Annotated in this window: 11 protein-coding genes and 1 riboswitch; of the genes, 10 read left to right on the top strand and 1 reads right to left on the bottom strand. The window is 67.7% G+C overall.

Annotation, left to right across the window (positions count from 1 at the left end):
- Window positions 1–11: 11 nt before the first annotated feature.
- From ABQJ56_RS08495 to ABQJ56_RS08480, 4 genes are all read left to right on the top strand, one after another.
- Window positions 12–2,264, top strand: a complete 2,253-nt coding sequence (locus ABQJ56_RS08495) for a glutaminase family protein (RefSeq protein ID WP_367844574.1) — start codon at window positions 12–14, stop codon at window positions 2,262–2,264.
- 652 nt (window positions 2,265–2,916) lie between these two features.
- Window positions 2,917–6,117 carry a TonB-dependent receptor gene (locus ABQJ56_RS08490; protein WP_367844573.1) on the top strand — a complete coding sequence of 1,067 codons (3,201 nt, stop codon included), beginning with the start codon at window positions 2,917–2,919 and terminating at the stop codon, window positions 6,115–6,117.
- A 174-nt stretch (window positions 6,118–6,291) separates the two neighbouring features.
- Window positions 6,292–8,619 carry a GH92 family glycosyl hydrolase gene (locus tag ABQJ56_RS08485; protein ID WP_367844572.1) on the top strand — a complete coding sequence of 776 codons (2,328 nt, stop codon included), beginning with the start codon at window positions 6,292–6,294 and terminating at the stop codon, window positions 8,617–8,619.
- Between the two features lie 50 nt (window positions 8,620–8,669).
- Entirely contained in the window at window positions 8,670–9,536 is an 867-nt protein-coding gene (locus ABQJ56_RS08480) for an endonuclease/exonuclease/phosphatase family protein (protein WP_367844571.1), read from the top strand.
- A 118-nt stretch (window positions 9,537–9,654) separates the two neighbouring features.
- Here ABQJ56_RS08480 and ettA read toward each other — a convergent pair whose 3' ends face one another.
- Window positions 9,655–11,316 carry an energy-dependent translational throttle protein EttA gene (gene ettA / locus ABQJ56_RS08475; RefSeq protein ID WP_367844570.1) on the bottom strand — a complete coding sequence of 554 codons (1,662 nt, stop codon included), beginning with the start codon at window positions 11,314–11,316 and terminating at the stop codon, window positions 9,655–9,657.
- 168 nt (window positions 11,317–11,484) lie between these two features.
- Here ettA and ABQJ56_RS08470 point away from each other — a divergent pair, with 168 nt between their 5' ends.
- The 6 genes from ABQJ56_RS08470 to ABQJ56_RS08445 all read left to right on the top strand — a co-directional run bounded on the left by ABQJ56_RS08470 (window position 11,485) and on the right by ABQJ56_RS08445 (window position 18,572).
- Complete coding sequence (locus ABQJ56_RS08470; protein ID WP_367844569.1) at window positions 11,485–12,504, top strand: DUF817 domain-containing protein; 1,020 nt, start codon at window positions 11,485–11,487, stop codon at window positions 12,502–12,504.
- On the top strand, window positions 12,408–13,676 hold the full coding sequence (glyA, locus tag ABQJ56_RS08465; RefSeq protein WP_367844568.1) for a serine hydroxymethyltransferase: 1,269 nt from the start codon (window positions 12,408–12,410) through the stop codon (window positions 13,674–13,676). The genes ABQJ56_RS08470 and glyA overlap by 97 nt, the downstream gene beginning before the upstream one ends.
- 11 nt (window positions 13,677–13,687) lie before the next feature.
- A complete protein-coding gene (nrdR, locus tag ABQJ56_RS08460) occupies window positions 13,688–14,215 on the top strand; it encodes a transcriptional regulator NrdR (protein WP_367844567.1) in 528 nt (175 codons plus the stop codon).
- 225 nt (window positions 14,216–14,440) lie between these two features.
- Entirely contained in the window at window positions 14,441–15,577 is a 1,137-nt protein-coding gene (gene ribD, locus ABQJ56_RS08455) for a bifunctional diaminohydroxyphosphoribosylaminopyrimidine deaminase/5-amino-6-(5-phosphoribosylamino)uracil reductase RibD (protein ID WP_437343408.1), read from the top strand.
- A 115-nt stretch (window positions 15,578–15,692) separates the two neighbouring features.
- A complete protein-coding gene (locus tag ABQJ56_RS08450) occupies window positions 15,693–17,267 on the top strand; it encodes a glycosyltransferase family 39 protein (RefSeq protein WP_367844565.1) in 1,575 nt (524 codons plus the stop codon).
- Window positions 17,268–17,656: 389 nt separating this feature from the next.
- A riboswitch (FMN riboswitch) is annotated at window positions 17,657–17,803 on the top strand.
- A 127-nt stretch (window positions 17,804–17,930) separates the two neighbouring features.
- The gene (locus ABQJ56_RS08445; protein WP_367844564.1) at window positions 17,931–18,572 is read left to right on the top strand and encodes a riboflavin synthase; all 642 of its coding nucleotides are present in this window, start codon (window positions 17,931–17,933) and stop codon (window positions 18,570–18,572) included.
- The last annotated feature ends 51 nt before the right edge of the window (window positions 18,573–18,623 follow it).

Below are 18,623 nucleotides of genomic sequence, written 5' to 3'. Positions count from 1 at the left end.
GGGGTTTCACCATGTCGAAAAAATGCACGCCTTCCCTCGACCCTTCCACGGCCATCGACTCCTCGCGCCGCAACGTACTGCGGCTCACGGGCATCGCCGGCCTGGCACTCGCAGGTTCGGCGTTGCTGCCTGCCGAAGCGAAGGCCGCGACGGCTGCAGCATCCGTCGAACCGGCGACGGGCGGGGCCGGTGATGCCGCGCAAGCCGCCGCCATGGCGACGCCGATCCGTCCGCCGGCCGTGCCCCTGGCGGTGCGCCAGCCCTACCTGAGCACCTGGTTGCCGGCGACCCTGCTGCCCGGCAACTCGCCGCAGTTCTGGCAGGGCAGCACCACGGGCATGGTGGGACTGGCCCGCATCGACGGCGTGGCCTGGCTGTTCATGGGCGACGGCAAGATCGTCCAGGCCATTCCCGACGGCAACCACGGGAAGCAGGCTACGGTCGAGGACTTCCCGCGCGCCATGCGGCAGACCGCGTTGCGGGTCACGGCGACGCGCTCGTGCTTCACCCTGCAGGGCGGCGGCGTCGAGCTGTCGGTGGATTTTCTTTCGCCGGTGGAGCCGGGCGACCATCGCCGCCAGTCCATACCGATGAGTTACGTCCGCGTGTCGGCGCGCAGCATCGATGGCGCGGCCCATGCCGTGCAGGTCTACATGGAGATCACCGGCGACTGGGCCAGCGGCGATGCCACGCAGGAAGTGGTGGTCGCGCGCGGCGATTCGCCGGCCGCCCGCACCTGGACGCTGGCGCTCGCCCAGCCGCAGCCGCTGGCGGAGCAGCACGAGTTCGCGGCCTGGGGCCAGGTGCTCTGGTCGACGCCCGCCCGCGACGGCGTCAGCATGCAGGCCGGCGACCGGCTGAAGCTGCGGGCGCGCTTCGTCGGGCAGGGCTCGCTCGACGGCGGCAACGAGGCGATGCGTAGCACGGTCAAGGCGATGCCGGCGCTGGCGCTGGCGGTCGACCTCGGCCATTGCGGAGCTTCCGCGACCGCTGCGGATTTCGTGATCGGCCAGGTGCGCGAGCAATGCATCAATTACCTCGGCCGGCCATTGCGCGCGCTGTGGACGAAGCATTTCGGCGACTGGAAGGCGATGCTGGATTTCTTCCACGGCGACGCCGCGGCGGCGCGCACGCGGGCCGATGCCCTCGATGCGCGCGTCAGCCGCGATGCGCGCGCGGCCGGCGGCGAGCATTACGAGGGCTTGTGCGTGCTGTCGCTGCGGCAGGCCTACGCCGGCACCGAACTGGTACTGGGGCCGGATGGTTCGCCGTGGGCGTTCCTGAAGGAGATTTCCAGCGACGGCAACGTGTCCACCGTGGATGTGCTCTACCCGGCCTCGCCGGTGTGGATGTACCTCGATCCCGATTACCTGCGCATGTTGCTGCTGCCGTTGCTCGACTACGCCGAACGCGGCGGATGGCCCAAGCCCTACGCCGAGCACGACCTCGGCTCCGCCTATCCGCAGGCCACCGGCCACAACGACGGCAAGGAAGAGGACATGCCGGTGGAGGAGAGCGGCGACATGCTGATCATGATCGCCGCGTGGCTGCGCCGCGCGCCGCATGCCGATGCGCAGGCCTTCGCCGCCCGCCACTACCCGCTGCTGGAAAAGTGGGCGCAATACCTGGAGCGGAACCTGCCCGATCCGGGCTTCCAGAACCAGACGGACGACTTCGCCGGCTCGATCGCGCACAGCGTCAACCTGGCGCTGAAAGGCATCGTGGCGCTGGCCGCGATGGGGCAGGTGGCCGGGCTTGCCGGCCATGCCGACGCCGCCGCGCACTACCGCGACCGTGCGCGCAAGGACATCGCGTACTGGCTGGCGCATGCGAAGGATCCGCAGGCCCCGCACCTGGACCTGACCTATCACGATGCCGACGGACAGGGCACCTGGGGAACGCTCTACAACGGTTTTGCGGACAGCTTGCTGGGCACCGGTCTGATTCCGACGGAAGTCCGTGCCATGCAGGCGGCCTGGTACCGGCAGCAGTGCAATGCCTTCGGGCTTCCGTTGCAGGTGCCGCACAGCTACGCCAAGTCCGACTGGGCGCTGTTCACGGCGGCCTGGCTGGCCGATCACCCGGTGGCGCAGGAGCTGATCGATCGCGTCTACGCCTACGCCGACGGCACGGCCGACCGCGTGCCGTTCTGCGATCTCTACAACACCGTCACCGGTGGCCGTGTCGCTTTCCAGGCCCGGCCCGTGCAAGGCGGCATCTTCGCGCCCCTCGCAGTCCGGAGCATGCAGACGCCGGTTCGCTAGGACCGGTTCGAGGGCCACGGCAAGAACCCGGGAGAGCCTGTCCAGGCCTCGGGCCGGGTCTGTTTGCGCGCCGGCGTCGTCACTGTCGCGGGACTGCGGGCCGCAGGGTCGATTGACCGGCTGCGGCATTATTTTGCGCTGCAGCGTGACATATCGAGTCTGGGGAGTAGTTTTTCGGATCGATCTTTAAGATCGATCCAAGTCGAAAGTGATCCGAGTCACGAGAGATGCGGGGATTGGGACGGCTTCGGCCGTGTGGCGATTGGGCAGGGGGTTGCCCAGGACGCCACGGTCCTGTCTGACGGATGGGTGGGGCTTGAGAGATGCAATTACCGGGAGCCAGCGGTATTTCCGTGATGACATGCCTGCCACCGGCAGGCATGCACGGGTTCGTGGGCGGTCTTTCCGTCCCGGCAGTTCCCGTGGCGACTTGCCGCTATGGCGGCATTCGATCCGGGCAATCGCAGTAGCGCATTCGGGGTCTTGAGGTGTTGGTCGACGACGAGCGGCGTACTTGTTGATCGACAGGATTTTGGATCGATTCAATTCAAGAGGGGACGACAACAGCAGCAAATCACGCATCCGGTTCATGCGATCGAACGCGGAGTGCCCAGCTCCGATTCCAGAAGAACGCAAATCAACGGAGATACTGATGATGACCTACCTGCCACATGCCTTTGTCCGCAAGCCGTTGTATGCCGCGCTCGCCGCGGCGAGCCTGTCGCTCGGCGGCCTCGGAATGCCCGCAGCCGCCTTTGCCGCGCAGACCGCACCGCCGGCCGCCACCGCAACGCCGCCACAGACACAGACATCCGACGGTACGCAGGCGAAGGCGGCAGACAAGAAAAAGGACGAAAAGAACGAGAAGCCGGTCGTCCTGCCGGGCATGGTCGTCACGGGTTACCGCCAGTCGATCGATCAGAACCTGCAGGACAAGCGCAATACGAATGAGATCGTGGAAGTCGTCAATGCGCAGAACATCGCGCAGTTCCCCGCGCAGAACATCGCCGATGCGCTGCAGTTCGTCCCCGGCGTGGTGATCAGTCGCAGCGACGGCGAAGGCAAGAACATCAGCATCCGTGGCCTGGCGCCGGAGCTCACGCTGACCGAGCTCAACGGCAACTACGTCGCTTCCGCCGACACCTCGAGCGGGCTCGATCGCTCGTTCAACTACCAGCTGCTGCCGGCCAACATGTTCTCCAGCGTCAAGCTCTACAAGAGCCAGATGGCGTCGCTGGACGAAGGCGGCATCGGCGGCGTGGTGGAGGCCCACACGCGCAAGCCGCTGGACATGAAGCCCAATGACGGCTTCATCTCCGTCAATGAAACCGGCGCCGACAACAACGGCAGGATCAATCCGCAGGTCTCGGGCCTGTATTCCTGGCACAACAGCGACAACACCTTCGGCGTGTTGGTGGGCGGTGCATACAACAAGCGGCAGGAAACCGAATACACCTCCACCGCCTCGAACTGGTACTGGTGGGCCAACAACTACACCACCCAGCCGCCGGTGAGCGTCGGCGGCAACCAGTTCGGCAGCTATGTGGAGCCCAACATTCCCGAATGGGGCAACGTGCCGCCGGGCGGCATCGTCGACCAGGGTGGCCGCGTCTATTCGGGCTACTGGATGCCGCAGCAGTTCAGCACCAGCCAGACGCAGTTGAACCTGAAGAACAAGGCCGCCCAGCTCACCTTGCAGTTCAAGCCCAGCGACCATTTCCAGATGACGGCCAACTACTTCCGCTTCCAGCTGGATCGCACCCAGATCACCAACACGCTGGAAATTCCCGAGTGGAACCTGCCCACCGACACCTATGCGAACCAGCAGGGCAACCTGCTCGCGCCGAACGGGCTGGGTTTCGATCCATCCGGCACGATCGTCACCGGCGCCAATTACCGGCTGCCGGCGGCGGGCACGGGATGCAACTCGCTGACCAATCCGGTCACCGGCGCGCAGCGCCAGCCGGTGGATGTCTGCTCCACGCAGACGCCGTGGCTCAATGGCAACTACTCCGTCGAAAAGGCGACGTCGCAGACCGCCAACATCGAAGGCGAATGGAATACCGGCGGCATCCTCAGCGGCACCTTCAACCTCGGCCGCACCTGGGCAACCGGTGGCCCGTCGGTGGAGTTCGGCGTGGCGGCCAAGCCGCGCAACTTCGTCAACGGGCAGTGGGTGGACGGTGCCCAGTACAGCCAGTGGACGCTGAGCGGCACGCCGGGCATCTCGGCTTCGACGGACACGCTGCAGAACATGCTGGCCGGCGAAGGGCAGGTGGATCTGGGTTCCACCGGTTCCGGCTTCATCAACACCGCGACGTCGCAGAACGTCGCCCAGGCCGATTTCACGCTGGATTTCGACAAGGGCTGGCTGTCGTCGGTGCAGTTCGGCGCCAAGTACCGCTACAACACCGCCTCCCAGCAGAGTGGCCAGTTGCGCTGGTACTGCCCTGGCACGGATCAGCAGTTCCAGAGCTGCGACCCCAATGCCGGCAACCTGCAACCGAGCCTGCTGCTGCCGTATGAGTTGACCAACAACACGCTGGCATACCACGACAACATCTTCCCGGGGATCAACTTCCCGGCGTACTACAACTACCTCAACCAGACCTACGACACCGCCAGGTACATGGACCCCGACAACCAGGCGAAGGTGCGCGAGTCGATTTCGGCGGCCTACGTGCAGGTGAATTTCGACACCGACACCCTGCACGGCAACTTCGGCATGCGCTACGTGGACACCCTGCAGGACGTGACCACCGCCGACCAGGTCACCACCTACTACGCGGACTACTACCACGGCCCGGACGGCACCATCCTGATCTGTCCGGCCAGCGGCGTGAACTCCGCCGGCGGCCCGTGCGCTCCCGGCGATTTCGAATATCTCCCGCAGCAGTGCGCATCGGCTGCGGACGGAGCGGCCGGGAAGTGCTCGTACTACGAGGCCTACACCCTCAACACCCAACGCCGGCGCTACCGGAACTTCCTGCCCAGCTTCAACCTGGTGTGGAACTTCGCCGACAACTTCGATCTGCGCGCCGCCGCCAACCGCGCCATGGCGCGCGCCAACTATGGCGATCTGGCCCAACTGGGCAGCCTCAACGACTACCTCCCGACCTATTACAGTGATCGCAGCCAGTTCGGTGCGCCGCTGCCCGGCTGGTATGGCAGCGGTGCCGACAACAACCTGCAGCCTTTCATCGCCACCCAGTACGACGCGGCGGTGGAGTGGTACTACGCGCCGGAGTCGGTGCTGGGCTTCGACCTGTTCTACAAGACGGTGAAGAACTTCGTGGTGCCGGTCCAGGTGAACAACTTCACGGTGGACGTGGACGGCACGCCGACGCTGTTCGCGCAGTACAGCACCAATGCCAACGGGCAGTCTGGCGTTTCCAAGGGCATCGAGCTGTACACGCAGCACACCTGGTCGTCGGGCTTCGGCGTCATTGCGAACTACACGCTCAACAAGACCAACTCGACGGCGGTTTCCATCGGCGACACGCGGATCGGCAGCGCCTCGCTGATCGGCAGCGCCAAATATGCGGGCAACCTCTCGGTGTTCTACCAGAAGAACGGCCTGCTGCTGCGTGCGTCGTCCAACTGGACGGGTCGCGTGATGGACGGCCTGGCCGCGGGCCTGCCCGAGTACACCTCGCCCTACAACGAGGTCGACTTGAACGGCCAGTACCAGATCGACAAGCACCTGATGGTCACCGCGTCGATCCTCAACCTGACGCGGTCCACGACGCGCTCCTACCTGGGCAGCGACACGACCGACCGCCTGAACACCCTCGAGTACGACGGGCGCCAGTACTACGTGGGCCTCACGTACAAGTTCGGGACGGGGGACTGAGACGAGGTGCAAGGCCGGGCCGGGATGCGCTGGATCGACCAGTGCATCCCCTGTCCGGCCTTGCAGAAAGCGCAATTCCATCTCCTCGCCGGAGCGATCATGCCCATGTCCAGTGCACGTCCAGACAGCCGTATTTCACCGTTCCGGCGCCGCTCCGGAGCCCTCGTGGTCGCCATGGCGATCGCCGTGCTGGGAAGCGCAGCAGGGCACGCCCGCGACGGCGGCGCATCGCCACACGCGATGCAGGCCGTGGATGAGGCCAATCCGCTGGTCGGTACCGCGCCGCTGGATCGGCAGGAGCTGATCGGCAATGCGCCGCCGCCCGGCGAGCCGCTGTATTCAGGCATGACGTCGCCGGGCGCGAGCCTGCCGCACAGCTCGACCGAGGCGACGCCGGTCAACCTCAATGTCGACCTCAGCTATCCCGCGGGCGTCGGCATGTCGTACTACTACCCCAATCCGACGATGATCGGCTTCACTGGCGGCGGCTCGACCTATGGCGGCGGCGCCTCGCCGATGATCATGCCGGTGGTGGGCGACTGGACCGTGCCGCCCGATTACGCGCAGTCGTACTACGACAAGGCGAGCGAGAAGGCGTCGCCGGGCTACTACGCGGTCGACCTCGCCACCTTCCACACCAGGGTCGAGCTCACGGCGACGCAGCGCACCAGCCTGATGCGCTTCACGTTTCCGGCGAGCCATCGGTCGAACGTGATCATCAACCTGCGTCGCGCGGGCGGCGAAGTGGAGGTGGTCGACGACCACACCATCCGCGGCGTCACCACGGGCGGGCGCCGCCAGCGCGACGCGGACGGCTCCTGGTTCGTCGCCGAGTTCTCGCGGCCGTTCGCCGGATTCGGCACCTTCCGCGCAGACCACGATCACGAGGGCTACGGCATCGGCGACGCGGACGTGCAGCAGAACCGGCGTGCAGTGACCGGCGGTTATGCCGGTGCCTACGTCACCTTCGACACCCAGGCCGGCGAGCAGGTGCTGGTGAAGATCGCCCACGGTCACAGCGCCGACGAAGCCGAACAGCGGTTGCGCGACGAAGAGCCGGGCTGGGATTTCGAGCGCGTGCATGCCAGGGCGCGCGAGGCGTGGGCGCAACTGCTCGATCGTGTCGAAGTCACGGGAGGCACGCCGAAGCAGCGCATGCTGTTCTACTCGACGCTGTACCACTCCTTCGCCAGCCCGCGGCTGCTTGCGCGCAAGGGCGAGCACTTCACCGGCGCGGACGGCAAGGACCATGTCGCCAGCTACGACCGCTACGGCCCGGTGCCGTTCTGGGACACCGGCCGCAACCAGATCACGCTGCTGATGCTGCTCGAACCCCGGGTCGTGCAGGACATCATGCGCTCCGAGCTGGATCGGGCACGCGAACGCGGCTACATGGACACCTCGTTCCACGGCGACCATGCCGTGTTCCTCTACGACGGCGCATGGCAGCGCAGCATTCCGTTCGACTATGCCGCCGCCTACGAATACCTGCGCAAGAACGCGACCGATCCCAATGGACCACGCGGCTATCTCGCCGAATACATGAAGAACGGCTGGATCTCCGACATCGTGCCGCCGGGCAATCCCAGTCCGCCGTATGCCGGCGGCAAGGCGGGCGTCGCCACCACGCTGGAATACGCCTGGGACGACCATGCGCTGGCCGACGTTGCGCGCCGGCTCGGCAAGGCGGATGACGCGCAGATGTTCCTGCGCCGCGCCGCGAACTACCGCAACGTGTTCGACCCCACGACCGGCTTCATGCGCGGCAGGACCGCGGACGGCAAGTGGATCTCGCCGTTCGATCCCGACGAGCCCTACTACAACTTCATGTCGAAGGAGGGTTCGGGCTGGTCCACGCTGTGGCTGGTGCCGCAGGACGTGCAGGGCCTGATCGACCTGCTCGGCGGGCGCGACGCATTCAACGCCAAGCTCGATACCTTCTTCACCAAGCCCTACCACCCCAAGGGCATCTGCCGCGACTGCACCGGCGTGATCGGGCAGTACGTGCAGGGCAACCAGCCCGACCAGCAGGCGGCCTACCTGTATGCCTGGAGCGGCCAGCCGTGGAAGACCCAGGCGCTGGTGCGGCGCATCCTCGCCGAGCTGTACGGCAGCGACGCCAGCGGCTACGGCTTCCCCGGCATGGACGACCAGGGCTCGACCTCGTCGTGGTACGTGCTGAGCGCGATGGGCTTCTACCCGGTCGATCCGTCCACGCCCGACTACATCCTCGGCAGCCCGATCTTCGACAAGGTCAGCCTGCGCATGGGCAACGGCAAGCTGTTCGAGATCGTGGCGCGCAACAACTCGGCCGCGAACAAGTACATCCAGTCGGCCACGCTCGACGGCAAGCCGTGGACCCGGCCGTGGTTCAGCCAGGCGGACATCGCCGGCGGCGGCACCCTGGTGCTGACCATGGGGCCGCAGCCGAACAAGGTCTGGGGCGCGGCACCGGCCGATGCGCCGCCATCGATGTCGGTGCAGGGGCATGCCCAGCCATGAGCGGCCGAGGGTCTGCCATGCCACCCGTCCTGCCACCGTGGAACCGCACCATGCGCTTGCTGCCACGCCTGTTCCTGCTGTCCGGACTGGCGCTCGCATCCGGCATCGTCGGTGCCGTTCCGTCATCCGGCACGCACGACCTGCGCGTGATGAGCTTCAACGTGCGCTACGGCGAGGCGGACGACGGCATCAACGCCTGGCCGCATCGGCGCGACCTGATGGTCCAGGTGATCCGCCAGCAGCATCCCGACATCCTGGGCACGCAGGAACTGCTCTCGCCGCAGGCCGGGTACCTGCAGCAGCACCTGCCCGGCTACACCTGGTTCGGCAGGGGCCGCAACGGCAACGAGATCAACCGGAACGACAACGAGCACATGGGCGTGTTCTACGACAAGGCGCGCCTGGAGGTGCTCGAGTCCGGCAACTTCTGGTTCTCGGATACGCCGGACAAGCCGGGAAGCAGGAGCTTCGGCCAGCCGCTGCCGCGCATGGTCACCTGGGCGAAATTCCAGGACCGGCGCAGCGGCAGGCAGTTCTACTACTACGACACGCACTTCCCCTACCAGGACGGCGAGAAGGCCGAGGCGATCCGCGAACGCTGCGCCGCGGAAATCCGGGCACACCTGGCACGGCTGCCCGCGTCGCTGCCGTTCATCCTGACCGGCGACTTCAACACCACGCCGGACAGCAGGACGCACGCCATGCTGACCCAGGTCCTGCACGATGCGCGCGAGTCGGCGCCGCGGCACGAAGGTCCGGATGCCACCTTCCACGGCTTCACCGGCCATGCGACCGACCGTATCGACTGGATCCTCTACCGCGGCGTGAAGGCCGACGACGTGCGCACGCTCACCACGCACGCGGGCAAGGTCTATCCGTCGGACCACTTCCCGGTGGTCGCGGATTTCAGCTTGTAGGCCGGGGCGCCATCACGCCGGCTTGCAGGGGGTGCATGAGGCGCATCGGAATTTCCTCACTGCCGTGCTGCCACCCCTCTCCCCTCCGGGGAGAGGAGGCAAACGCAAAAAGCCGTCCTCAAGCCAGCTTCTTGTACTTCACCCGGTGCGGCCTGGCCGCCTCGTCGCCCAGGCGGCGCTTCTTGTCGGCCTCGTACTCGTTGTAGTTGCCGGGGAAGAACTCCACGTGGGAGTCGCCCTCGAACGCCAGGATGTGGGTGGCGATGCGGTCGAGGAACCAGCGGTCATGCGAGATCACGATGGCGCAGCCGGGGAATTCCAGCAGCGCGTCTTCCAGCGCGCGCAGGGTTTCCACGTCGAGGTCGTTGGACGGCTCGTCGAGCAGCAGCACGTTGCCGCCCTGCAGCAGGGTCTTGGCCATGTGCAGGCGGCCGCGTTCGCCGCCGGAGAGATTGCCGACGATCTTCTGCTGGTCGGTGCCCTTGAAGTTGAAGCGGCCGATGTAGGCGCGCGACTGGATCTCGAAGTTGCCGATGGTGAGGATGTCGGCGCCGCCGGAGACTTCCTGCCACACGTTGTTCTTGTCGTCGAGCGCGACGCGCGACTGGTCCACGTAGGCGAGCTGCACGGTGTGGCCCAGCTTCACCTCGCCGGAGTCGGGCTGCTCCTTGCCCATGATCATCTTCATCAGCGTGGACTTGCCCGCGCCGTTGGGGCCGATCACGCCCACGATGGCGCCCGGCGGGATCTTGAAGCTGAGGTCGTCGATCAGCATGCGGTCGCCGAACGCCTTGCTGACGTTCTTGAACTCGATCACTTCCTGGCCCAGGCGCTCGCCCGGCGGGATGAAGATCTCGTTGGTCTCGTTGCGGCGCTGGTAGTCGACCGAGTTCAGCTCCTCGAAGCGCTTCAGGCGCGCCTTGCCCTTGGACTGGCGGCCCTTGGCGGCCGAGCGCACCCACTCCAGCTCCTTCTCGATCGCCTTCTGGCGCGACTTCTCCTGGTTGGCTTCCTGCTTCAGGCGCGCGTCCTTCTGCTCCAGCCACTCGGTGTAGTTGCCCTTCCACGGGATGCCGCGGCCGCGGTCGAGTTCGAGGATCCACTCGGCGGCGTTGTCGAGGAAGTAGCGGTCATGGGTGACCGCCACCACGGTGCCGGGGTAGTCGTGCAGGAACTGCTCCAGCCAGTCCACCGACTCGGCGTCGAGGTGGTTGGTGGGCTCGTCCAGCAGCAGCATGTCGGGCTTGGACAGCAGCAGGCGGCACAGCGCCACGCGGCGCTTCTCGCCGCCCGAGAGCGGGCCGATCTTCGCGTCCCACGGCGGCAGGCGCAGCGCGTCGGCGGCCACTTCGAGCTGGCGCTCCAGCGCGTGGGCGTCGTTGGCGGCGAGGATGCCTTCCAGCTTCTCCTGCTCCTTGGCCAGCGCGTCGAAGTCCGCGCCTTCCTCGGCATAGGCGGCGTAGACCTCCTCCAGGCGCTTCTGCGCGTCGAGGATCACCGACACGCCTTCTTCCACCGCCTCGCGCACGGTCTTCTCCGGATCCAGCTCCGGCTCCTGCGCCAGGTAGCCGACCTTGATGCCCGGCTGCGGGCGCGCCTCGCCCTGGAAGTCCTTGTCCACGCCGGCCATGATCCGCAGCACCGTGGACTTGCCCGCGCCGTTCAGGCCCAGCAGGCCGATCTTGGCGCCGGGGAAGAAGCTCAGCGAGATGTCCTTGATGATCTGGCGCTTCGGGGGAACGATCTTGCTCACCCCGTTCATGGTGTAGATGTATTGCATGCGTGCTCCTGAAGGCGATCCGCAAGCCGCAGCAGCGGCCCGGCACAGGTAAGGGAATCAAAGACCGCCAATTATCGCCGATAGGGCCTTTCCCCGCCATGGCGGGCGCCGGCATGCGCCAGATGCCGCGGCCACGCTGTGCAGCCGCGGAGGCCGAAGGGGCTGGGCATGGACGGATCGATGACGGGGCATGCGACGGCGCTGATGCGCCTGGATCGACGGCTCGGGCGATGGGCGCGGACCCGCGGCCGCGTGGCGGCAGGCATGTACGAGTTCCTCTGCTTCGGGCTCAAGCAGGCGTCGGCCTGCCTGTTCGGCGGGCTGATGGTGGCCTTGCTGCTGGCCAGCTGGCGCTGGTATCCGCGCCATGCGTGGCTGTCTCGCTACGACTTCCTGGTACTGGCCGCGCTGGCGATCCAGGGCGTCCTGCTGGCCGCGAAGCTGGAGAGCCGCGAGGAGGCGAGGGTGATCCTGCTGTTCCACGCCGTGGGCACGGCGATGGAGCTGTTCAAGACCGCGGTGGGTTCGTGGAACTACCCGGAGCCCTCGCTGCTGCGGCTGGGTGGCGTGCCGCTGTTCACCGGCTTCATGTACGCGGCGGTGGGTAGCTACATCGCCCGCGCCTGGCGCCTGTTCGACTTCCGCTTCACCCGGCATCCGCCGTTCGGCGCGACCGTGGTGCTGGCCGCGGCGATCTACCTCAACTTCTTCACCCATCACTACCTGCCGGATGCACGGCCGCTGCTGTTCGTGGCGGTGGCATGGCTGTTCGGACCGTGCCGGATCCATTTCCGCATCCGCCGCGTGCACCGACGCATGCCGCTGCTGCTGGGCTTCGTGCTGGTGGCGCTGTTCATCTGGCTGGCGGAGAACGTGGGCACCTTCAGCCACGCCTGGCTGTATCCGGCGCAGCGGCATGGCTGGCACATGGTGCCGTTCGGCAAGCTGGGCGCATGGCTGCTGCTGATGATCATCAGCTACGTGATGGTATCCGCCCTGCATCGTCGCCAGCCCGCGGGCAGTGGCTGCAACCCCGCGGCGGCGTTACACTTTCCCGATTCATCCCCGCACACTCACCCGCAGAGGCCCGAATGTTCCCGAAGGACTGCACGATCGCCGGTTACGACCCCGAACTGGCCCAGGCCATCGCCGACGAAGGGCGACGCCAGGAAGACCACGTCGAGCTGATCGCCTCCGAGAACTACGCCAGCCCGCGGGTGATGGAAGCGCAGGGCTCCAAGCTCACCAACAAGTACGCCGAGGGCTACCCGGGCAAGCGCTACTACGGCGGCTGCGAGTACGTGGACGTGGCCGAGAAGCTGGCCATCGAGCGCGTGAAGCAGCTGTTCGGCTGCGACTACGCCAACGTGCAGCCGCACTCCGGCTCGCAGGCCAACCAGGCGGTGTACTTCGCGCTGCTGCAGCCGGGCGACACCATCCTCGGCATGAGCCTGGCGCACGGCGGCCACCTCACCCACGGCGCCAAGGTCAACCTCAGCGGCAAGATCCTCAACGCCGTGCAGTACGGCGTGGACGGCAACGGCATCGTGGACATGGACGAGGTCGAGCGCCTTGCCGTGGAGCACCAGCCGAAGATGATCGTGGCCGGCTTCAGCGCCTACTCGCAGGTGATGGACTGGGCGCGCTTCCGCGCCATCGCCGACAAGGTCGGCGCCTACCTGTTCGTGGACATGGCCCACGTCGCCGGCCTGGTCGCCGCCGGCGTCTACCCCAGCCCGCTGCCGCACGCCCACGTGGTCACCTCCACCACCCACAAGACCCTGCGCGGCCCGCGCGGCGGCCTCATCGTCGCGAGCAGGCAGGGCATGGGCGCGGCGAGCGAGGAGATCGAGAAGAAGCTGCAGTCCATCGTGTTCCCCGGCATCCAGGGCGGCCCGCTGATGCACGTGATCGCCGCCAAGGCGGTGGCCTTCAGGGAGGCGCTGGAACCGGCCTTCAAGGAGTACCAGGCGCAGGTGGTGAAGAACGCCAAGGCGATGGCCAGGACCATCATCGCGCGCGGCTACAAGATCGTCTCCGGCGGCACCGAGAACCACCTGATGCTGATCGACATGATCGGCAAGGGCGTCACCGGCAAGGACGCGGAGGCCGCGCTGGGCAAGGCGCACATCACGGTGAACAAGAACGCCGTGCCGAACGACCCGCAGAAGCCCTTCGTCACCTCCGGCCTGCGCGTGGGCACCCCCGCCGTCACCACCCGCGGCTACCAGGAGGCCGACTGCGTGGACCTGGCCAACTGGATCTGCGACGTGCTCGATGCGCCGAACGACGAGGCGGTGATCGCCACCGTGCGCGGCAAGGTCGAGGCGCAGTGCCGGAAGTACCCGGTCTACGGCTGATGCGCTGACGGATGCACTGCCCCTTCTGCCAGCACGAAGACACCCGCGTGATCGACTCGCGGCTCACCGAGGACGGCGCCACCGTGCGCCGTCGTCGCGAGTGTCCCGCCTGTGGCGAGCGCTTCAACACCTTCGAGACGGCGGAGCTCAAGCTGCCGGCGATCGTGAAGAGTGGTGAGCGGCGCGAGGCCTTCGACGAACGCAAGCTGCGGGTGAGCTTCGAGCGCGCCTTGCAGAAGCGGCCGGTGGCCAGCGACGCGGTGGATGCCGCGGTGCGCGAGATCGTCAATGACCTGCGCCGCAGCGGCGAGCGCGAAGTGCCGTCGCGCCAGGTGGGCGAGCTGGTGATGCGCGAGCTGAAGAAGCTCGACCAGGTGGCCTACGTGCGCTTCGCCTCGGTCTATCGCAAGTTCGAGGACGTGCAGGCCTTCCTCGAGGAAATCGAGAGGCTGGAGCACGACCTGCCGGAGCTGGAGAAACTGCAGCTGTCGCTGCTGGCCGGCGAGCGCGTCGAGTCGCGCCGCAACCGCAAGGGCTGAGCTGCATAGCTCCCTGTCCCCTCCGGGGAGAGGGTCGGGGTGAGGGGGGAGAGGGTCGGGGTGAGGGGCCATTCTTGCCTCGGCGCGTGTCCGAAACGCACTCCGATGCGACACTGTCGCCCGTTCGTCCCATCACCTCAGTCCCCTTCGGCAAGCTCAGGCGGTGCTCTCTTCGCAGGGGAGAGGAAGACAAGCATGACCTTCAACGCCACCGACCACCTGCACATGGCGCACGCCCTGCGCCTCGCGGAGCGCGGCCTGTACACCACCCAGCCGAATCCGCGCGTGGGCTGCGTGATCGCGCACGGCGACGAGGTCGTCGGCAGCGGCTGGCACCAGCGCGCCGGCGAACCGCATGCCGAGGTGTTCGCCCTGCGCGAGGCCGGCGAACGCGCGCAGGGCGCGACCGCCTACGTGACCCTGGAACCCTGTGCCCATCACGGTCGCACGCCGCCCTGTGCGGACGCGCTGGTCGCCGCCGGCGTGGCGCGGGTGGTGATTGCCGCGGAAGACCCGTTCCCGCAGGTGGCTGGCCGCGGCATCGAAAAGCTGCGCGCCGCCGGCATCGTCGTGGGCACCGGCCTGCTGCGCGACGAGGCACGCGAACTGAACGTCGGCTTCTTCAGCCGCATCGAGCGCGGCCGGCCGTTCGTGCGGCTGAAGCTGGCGATGAGCCTGGATGGCCGTACCGCGCTGGCCAACGGCGAGTCGAAGTGGATCACCGGCGAAGCCGCCCGCGCCGACGTGCAGCGCTGGCGCGCGCGCAGCAGCGCCATCCTCACGGGCAGCGGCACCGTGCTGGCCGACAACCCGCGTCTCACCGTGCGGCCAGGCGAAGGCTTTTCCCTCTCCCCGCCGGGGAGAGGGTGGGGTGAGGGGGCGGCTCTTGCGGAAAGCTATCGTGCCGGGAGGCGCGTCGTTGCCCCCTTGCGGGTGGTGCTGGACCGTCGCCTGCGCACGCCGGCCGGCAGCCATGTGCTGGACGGTTCCACGCCCACCTTGTTTCTGCACGGCGCAGGGGCGGCTGCGACCGACGAACGCCTCAACCGTGTCGAACATGCCGTGGTGGCCGAGCGCGACGGTGCGCTCGACCTTGCCGCCGTGCTGGCGTTGCTGGCTGCACGTGATGTCAACGAACTGCATGTGGAAGCGGGTGCCCGGCTGGGCGGTGCCCTGCTGGCTGGCGGCCTGGTGGACGAACTGCTGCTGTACGTCGCGCCGGTGCTGCTCGGCGACCGCGCCCGTCCGCTGCTGGAGCTGCCGCCGCTGGCGTCCATGGCCGAACGCTGGAGGCTCGCCGTGGTGGAGCAGCGCCAGGTCGGCGCGGACTGGCGGCTGCGCCTGCGGCCGCTGCCGGCATAGGACTGGTGGCTGCGTTTCCAGACTGAACGGCGCCCAACGTTGCGGGAGACGGAGACAACGCTGAAACATCCGTGGCGTTGGATGGCCGACAACTCCCACGATCCGGTCGCCACCCATGCTTTCGACCTGGGCCGATACCGTCGCGCGCCCCGCAATGCCGCCGTCGTTCGCGATCGGGCATCGGTCCGCGACGGGCGGCAACAACTGGTCTGCCCGGGATTGGGCGTGGCTGCTGCTGTTGTCGCTGCTGGCGCTGGCCGCGCGCTGTATCCGCCTGGGCCATCAACCGTTCTGGCTGGACGAGGTGTTCACCTACCGGCGCATCCACCTGGACACCACGGCGCTGATCGCCGACAGCTTCGCCAACCGGCACATGCCCAACTATTTCCTGCTGCTGCGCTCGCTGGTGCCGGCGCAGCCGAATTTCGCCGCGCTGCGCCTGCCGTCGGCGCTGTTCGGCGCGCTTTCGGTGGGCGTGGTGTACGCGATCGGGCGACGCGTGGCCGGGCGTTTCGCGGCTTGCGTGGCCGCATTGCTGATGGCGCTGGCGCCGACCCAGGTGCAGTACGGCCAGGAAGCGCGCTCGTATGCACTGTTGCTGCTGTTGATCGCGATCGCGCTGTGGGGCTTGGTGGGACTGGCGCAGCAGCCCGCACGCGCCGCCCTGGGCTGGCGTCGCGCGGGCGGCCTGTGGCCGGAGTGGGTGGCCTGGCTCGCCGGCACCATTGGCGCGCTGGATTTGCTGGGCGATGCGGTGCCGTGGCTGCTGGCTTCCAACGTTGCGCTGTTCTGCATCTGGCGTCACCTGCACGCAACGCATCCGGAGGCCCTGGCACGTGGATTCCGGCGTGGCTGGCTGCGCGGGCAACTGCTGGTGCTGGCGTGCAGCCTGCCGTTCTACCTTGCGATATGCGTGGCCAGCAGCGGGCGCATGCTCGACGCCTTCAACTGGGTGCCGGTGCTGAGCTGGCACGGGCTGTGGGTGGTGGCCGCCAGCACCTACCTGATGCGTCCCGCCGCGGTGGTGCAGTTTGGCCTGATGCCGGCCGGGGTGGCCATGCTGTCGCCCTGCGTGGCCGCGCTGTGTGGACTGGGGCTGTTCCGCCTGCGTGGGCGTCTGGACGGGCGCGTGCTGGCCCTGGGATTCGCCGTGCTGCCCCTGCTGTTGCTGGCGGTATCGGTGGTCAAGCCGATGCTGGTGGCGCGCTACCTGCTGTGGAGCGCGGTACCGTTCTTCGTGCTGGCCGGTGCGGGCGCCGCCGTCCTGCCGCGCCGGTGGCGGCCGGTCGTGGCGGGGATGCTGCCGTTGCTGTGCCTGCTCAACCTGTGGCCGGTCTATCGCGTCGAAGCCAAGCCGCGCTGGGATCACACCGCCGCCATGCTGGCGACGGCCGCGCGCCCTGGCGACACGATTTACGCGACCGATCCGAACGCGCCCGCGATGCTCGAAACGCTGCAGCCTCGCGACCTGCCGCCGCTGGCCAGCAAGGTCGTGCTGACCGACCGGCTCGACCTGGCGGTGGCGCGCTGGAAGCAGGGCAGCCGGGTATGGGCGGTGAACGGTCGCTCGGCCCAGGGGCAACGCGAAAGCCTGGCGGGCTTCGAGGCGAAACTGGCGGCGCTGGGGCGCCCGCAGCAAACGGTGGCGCTGGGCCGCGAGATCACCGTGCTGGAATTCGCGCCACCCTGAGAGCCTGTTCCATATCTCCGCGTGGCCCTCGCCGGGAGCTGTTTGCGCGCAGGCCAAGGAAGAAGGAGGAAGTGGACGTCCGTCCACGCCCGAGTGATGACGCCGGCGTGCGGGCAAACAGACCCGACCCTCCGGGTTGCCTTGCCGTGGCCGCCATGCGGCAGCGCTTGGCTTGTTGGCCTGCCAGCCACGCCCCAGGCACGCGCTGCGCCGCGCACTGCCACCTGACGGCCACGGCAAGGCAACGCGGGCCACGTGGAGACATGGAACAGGCTCTGGGCGACGCGCTGTGCACCGCCGGGAACGCCGCGTCGCGCCCCCGGCCGCCAGCGGGTCGATGGCTTTGATGCTAGACTCCCGCCGCTGGCCATTGCGGCCGGCCATGCATTCAACGTCTTCAGGGCGGGGCGAAATTCCCCACCGGCGGTAGGCCCCCAGGGGCGAGCCCGCGAGCGCTCGCGACAGCCGTCGCGAGGTCAGCAGATCCGGTCGAATGCCGGGGCCGACGGTCACAGTCCGGATAAAAGAAGACGGTTTGGCGCGCGGCCCCGGCGGCGCGCCGGCCTCATGCCTTGAGGCGTTCTCGCTGCCACCACGCGGAGAACGTTTCATGATCAACCTCATTGCGGGCAAGACGGCCGCCTCCCATCGGGAGGTGCGCTGATGTTCACCGGCATCATCCAATGCGTGGGCCGCATCGCGCGGCTCGAACCGCGCGGCGGCGACCTGCGTCTGCACGTCGATACCGCCGATCTCGATCTTGCCGACGTGCAGCTCGGCGACTCCATCGCGGTGTCCGGCGTGTGCCTCACCGCGGTGGCGCTGGAGGCGCACGGCTTTGCGGCCGACGTCTCCAACGAGACGCTGTCGCTCACCACGCTGGGCCAGCTCAAGGCGGGCGACCCGGTGAACCTGGAGAAGGCGCTGCGCCTGGCCGACCGGCTGGGCGGTCACCTGGTCTCGGGCCACGTCGACGGCCTGGGCAAGGTGGTGGCGGTGACGCCCGACGGCCGTTCGCAGCGCTGGAGCTTCGAGGTGCCGGCGAACCTGGCCCGCTACATCGCCGCCAAGGGCTCGGTGTGCATCGACGGCACCAGCCTCACCGTCAACGAGGTGAACGGCGCGCGCTTCGGCGTCAACCTTATCCCCCACACGGTGGCACACACGACGTTCCACGCGAAGCGCGCGGGCGACGCGGTGAACATCGAGGTGGACGTGATCGCGCGCTACGTGGAGCGGCTGGTCGGCGGCGGCGACGTGCCGAAGCTGGACGAGGCGTTCCTCCGGCAGCACGGCTTCGCCTGATCCTGCAACCCCTCTCCCGCCGGGAGAGGGGTTGGGGTGAGGGTGCGGGCG

The organism is Rhodanobacter geophilus, assembly GCF_040812275.1.
Classification (GTDB): domain Bacteria; phylum Pseudomonadota; class Gammaproteobacteria; order Xanthomonadales; family Rhodanobacteraceae; genus Rhodanobacter_A; species Rhodanobacter_A geophilus.
Note: the sequence above shows the minus strand (reverse complement) of the source record. Positions and strands in the feature narration are given on the sequence as shown.

What these genes read in the sequence shown, in the direction of transcription:
- ABQJ56_RS08495 (WP_367844574.1), top strand. Translation starts at nt 12, where the DNA reads ATGTCGAAAAAATGCACGCCTTCCCTCGACCCTTCCACGGCCATCGAC.
- ABQJ56_RS08490 (WP_367844573.1), top strand. Translation starts at nt 2,917, where the DNA reads ATGATGACCTACCTGCCACATGCCTTTGTCCGCAAGCCGTTGTATGCC.
- ABQJ56_RS08485 (WP_367844572.1), top strand. Translation starts at nt 6,292, where the DNA reads ATGGCGATCGCCGTGCTGGGAAGCGCAGCAGGGCACGCCCGCGACGGC.
- ABQJ56_RS08480 (WP_367844571.1), top strand. Translation starts at nt 8,670, where the DNA reads ATGCGCTTGCTGCCACGCCTGTTCCTGCTGTCCGGACTGGCGCTCGCA.
- ettA (WP_367844570.1), bottom strand. Translation starts at nt 11,316, where the DNA reads ATGCAATACATCTACACCATGAACGGGGTGAGCAAGATCGTTCCCCCG.
- ABQJ56_RS08470 (WP_367844569.1), top strand. Translation starts at nt 11,485, where the DNA reads ATGGACGGATCGATGACGGGGCATGCGACGGCGCTGATGCGCCTGGAT.
- glyA (WP_367844568.1), top strand. Translation starts at nt 12,408, where the DNA reads ATGTTCCCGAAGGACTGCACGATCGCCGGTTACGACCCCGAACTGGCC.
- nrdR (WP_367844567.1), top strand. Translation starts at nt 13,688, where the DNA reads ATGCACTGCCCCTTCTGCCAGCACGAAGACACCCGCGTGATCGACTCG.
- ribD (WP_437343408.1), top strand. Translation starts at nt 14,441, where the DNA reads ATGGCGCACGCCCTGCGCCTCGCGGAGCGCGGCCTGTACACCACCCAG.
- ABQJ56_RS08450 (WP_367844565.1), top strand. Translation starts at nt 15,693, where the DNA reads ATGCTTTCGACCTGGGCCGATACCGTCGCGCGCCCCGCAATGCCGCCG.
- ABQJ56_RS08445 (WP_367844564.1), top strand. Translation starts at nt 17,931, where the DNA reads ATGTTCACCGGCATCATCCAATGCGTGGGCCGCATCGCGCGGCTCGAA.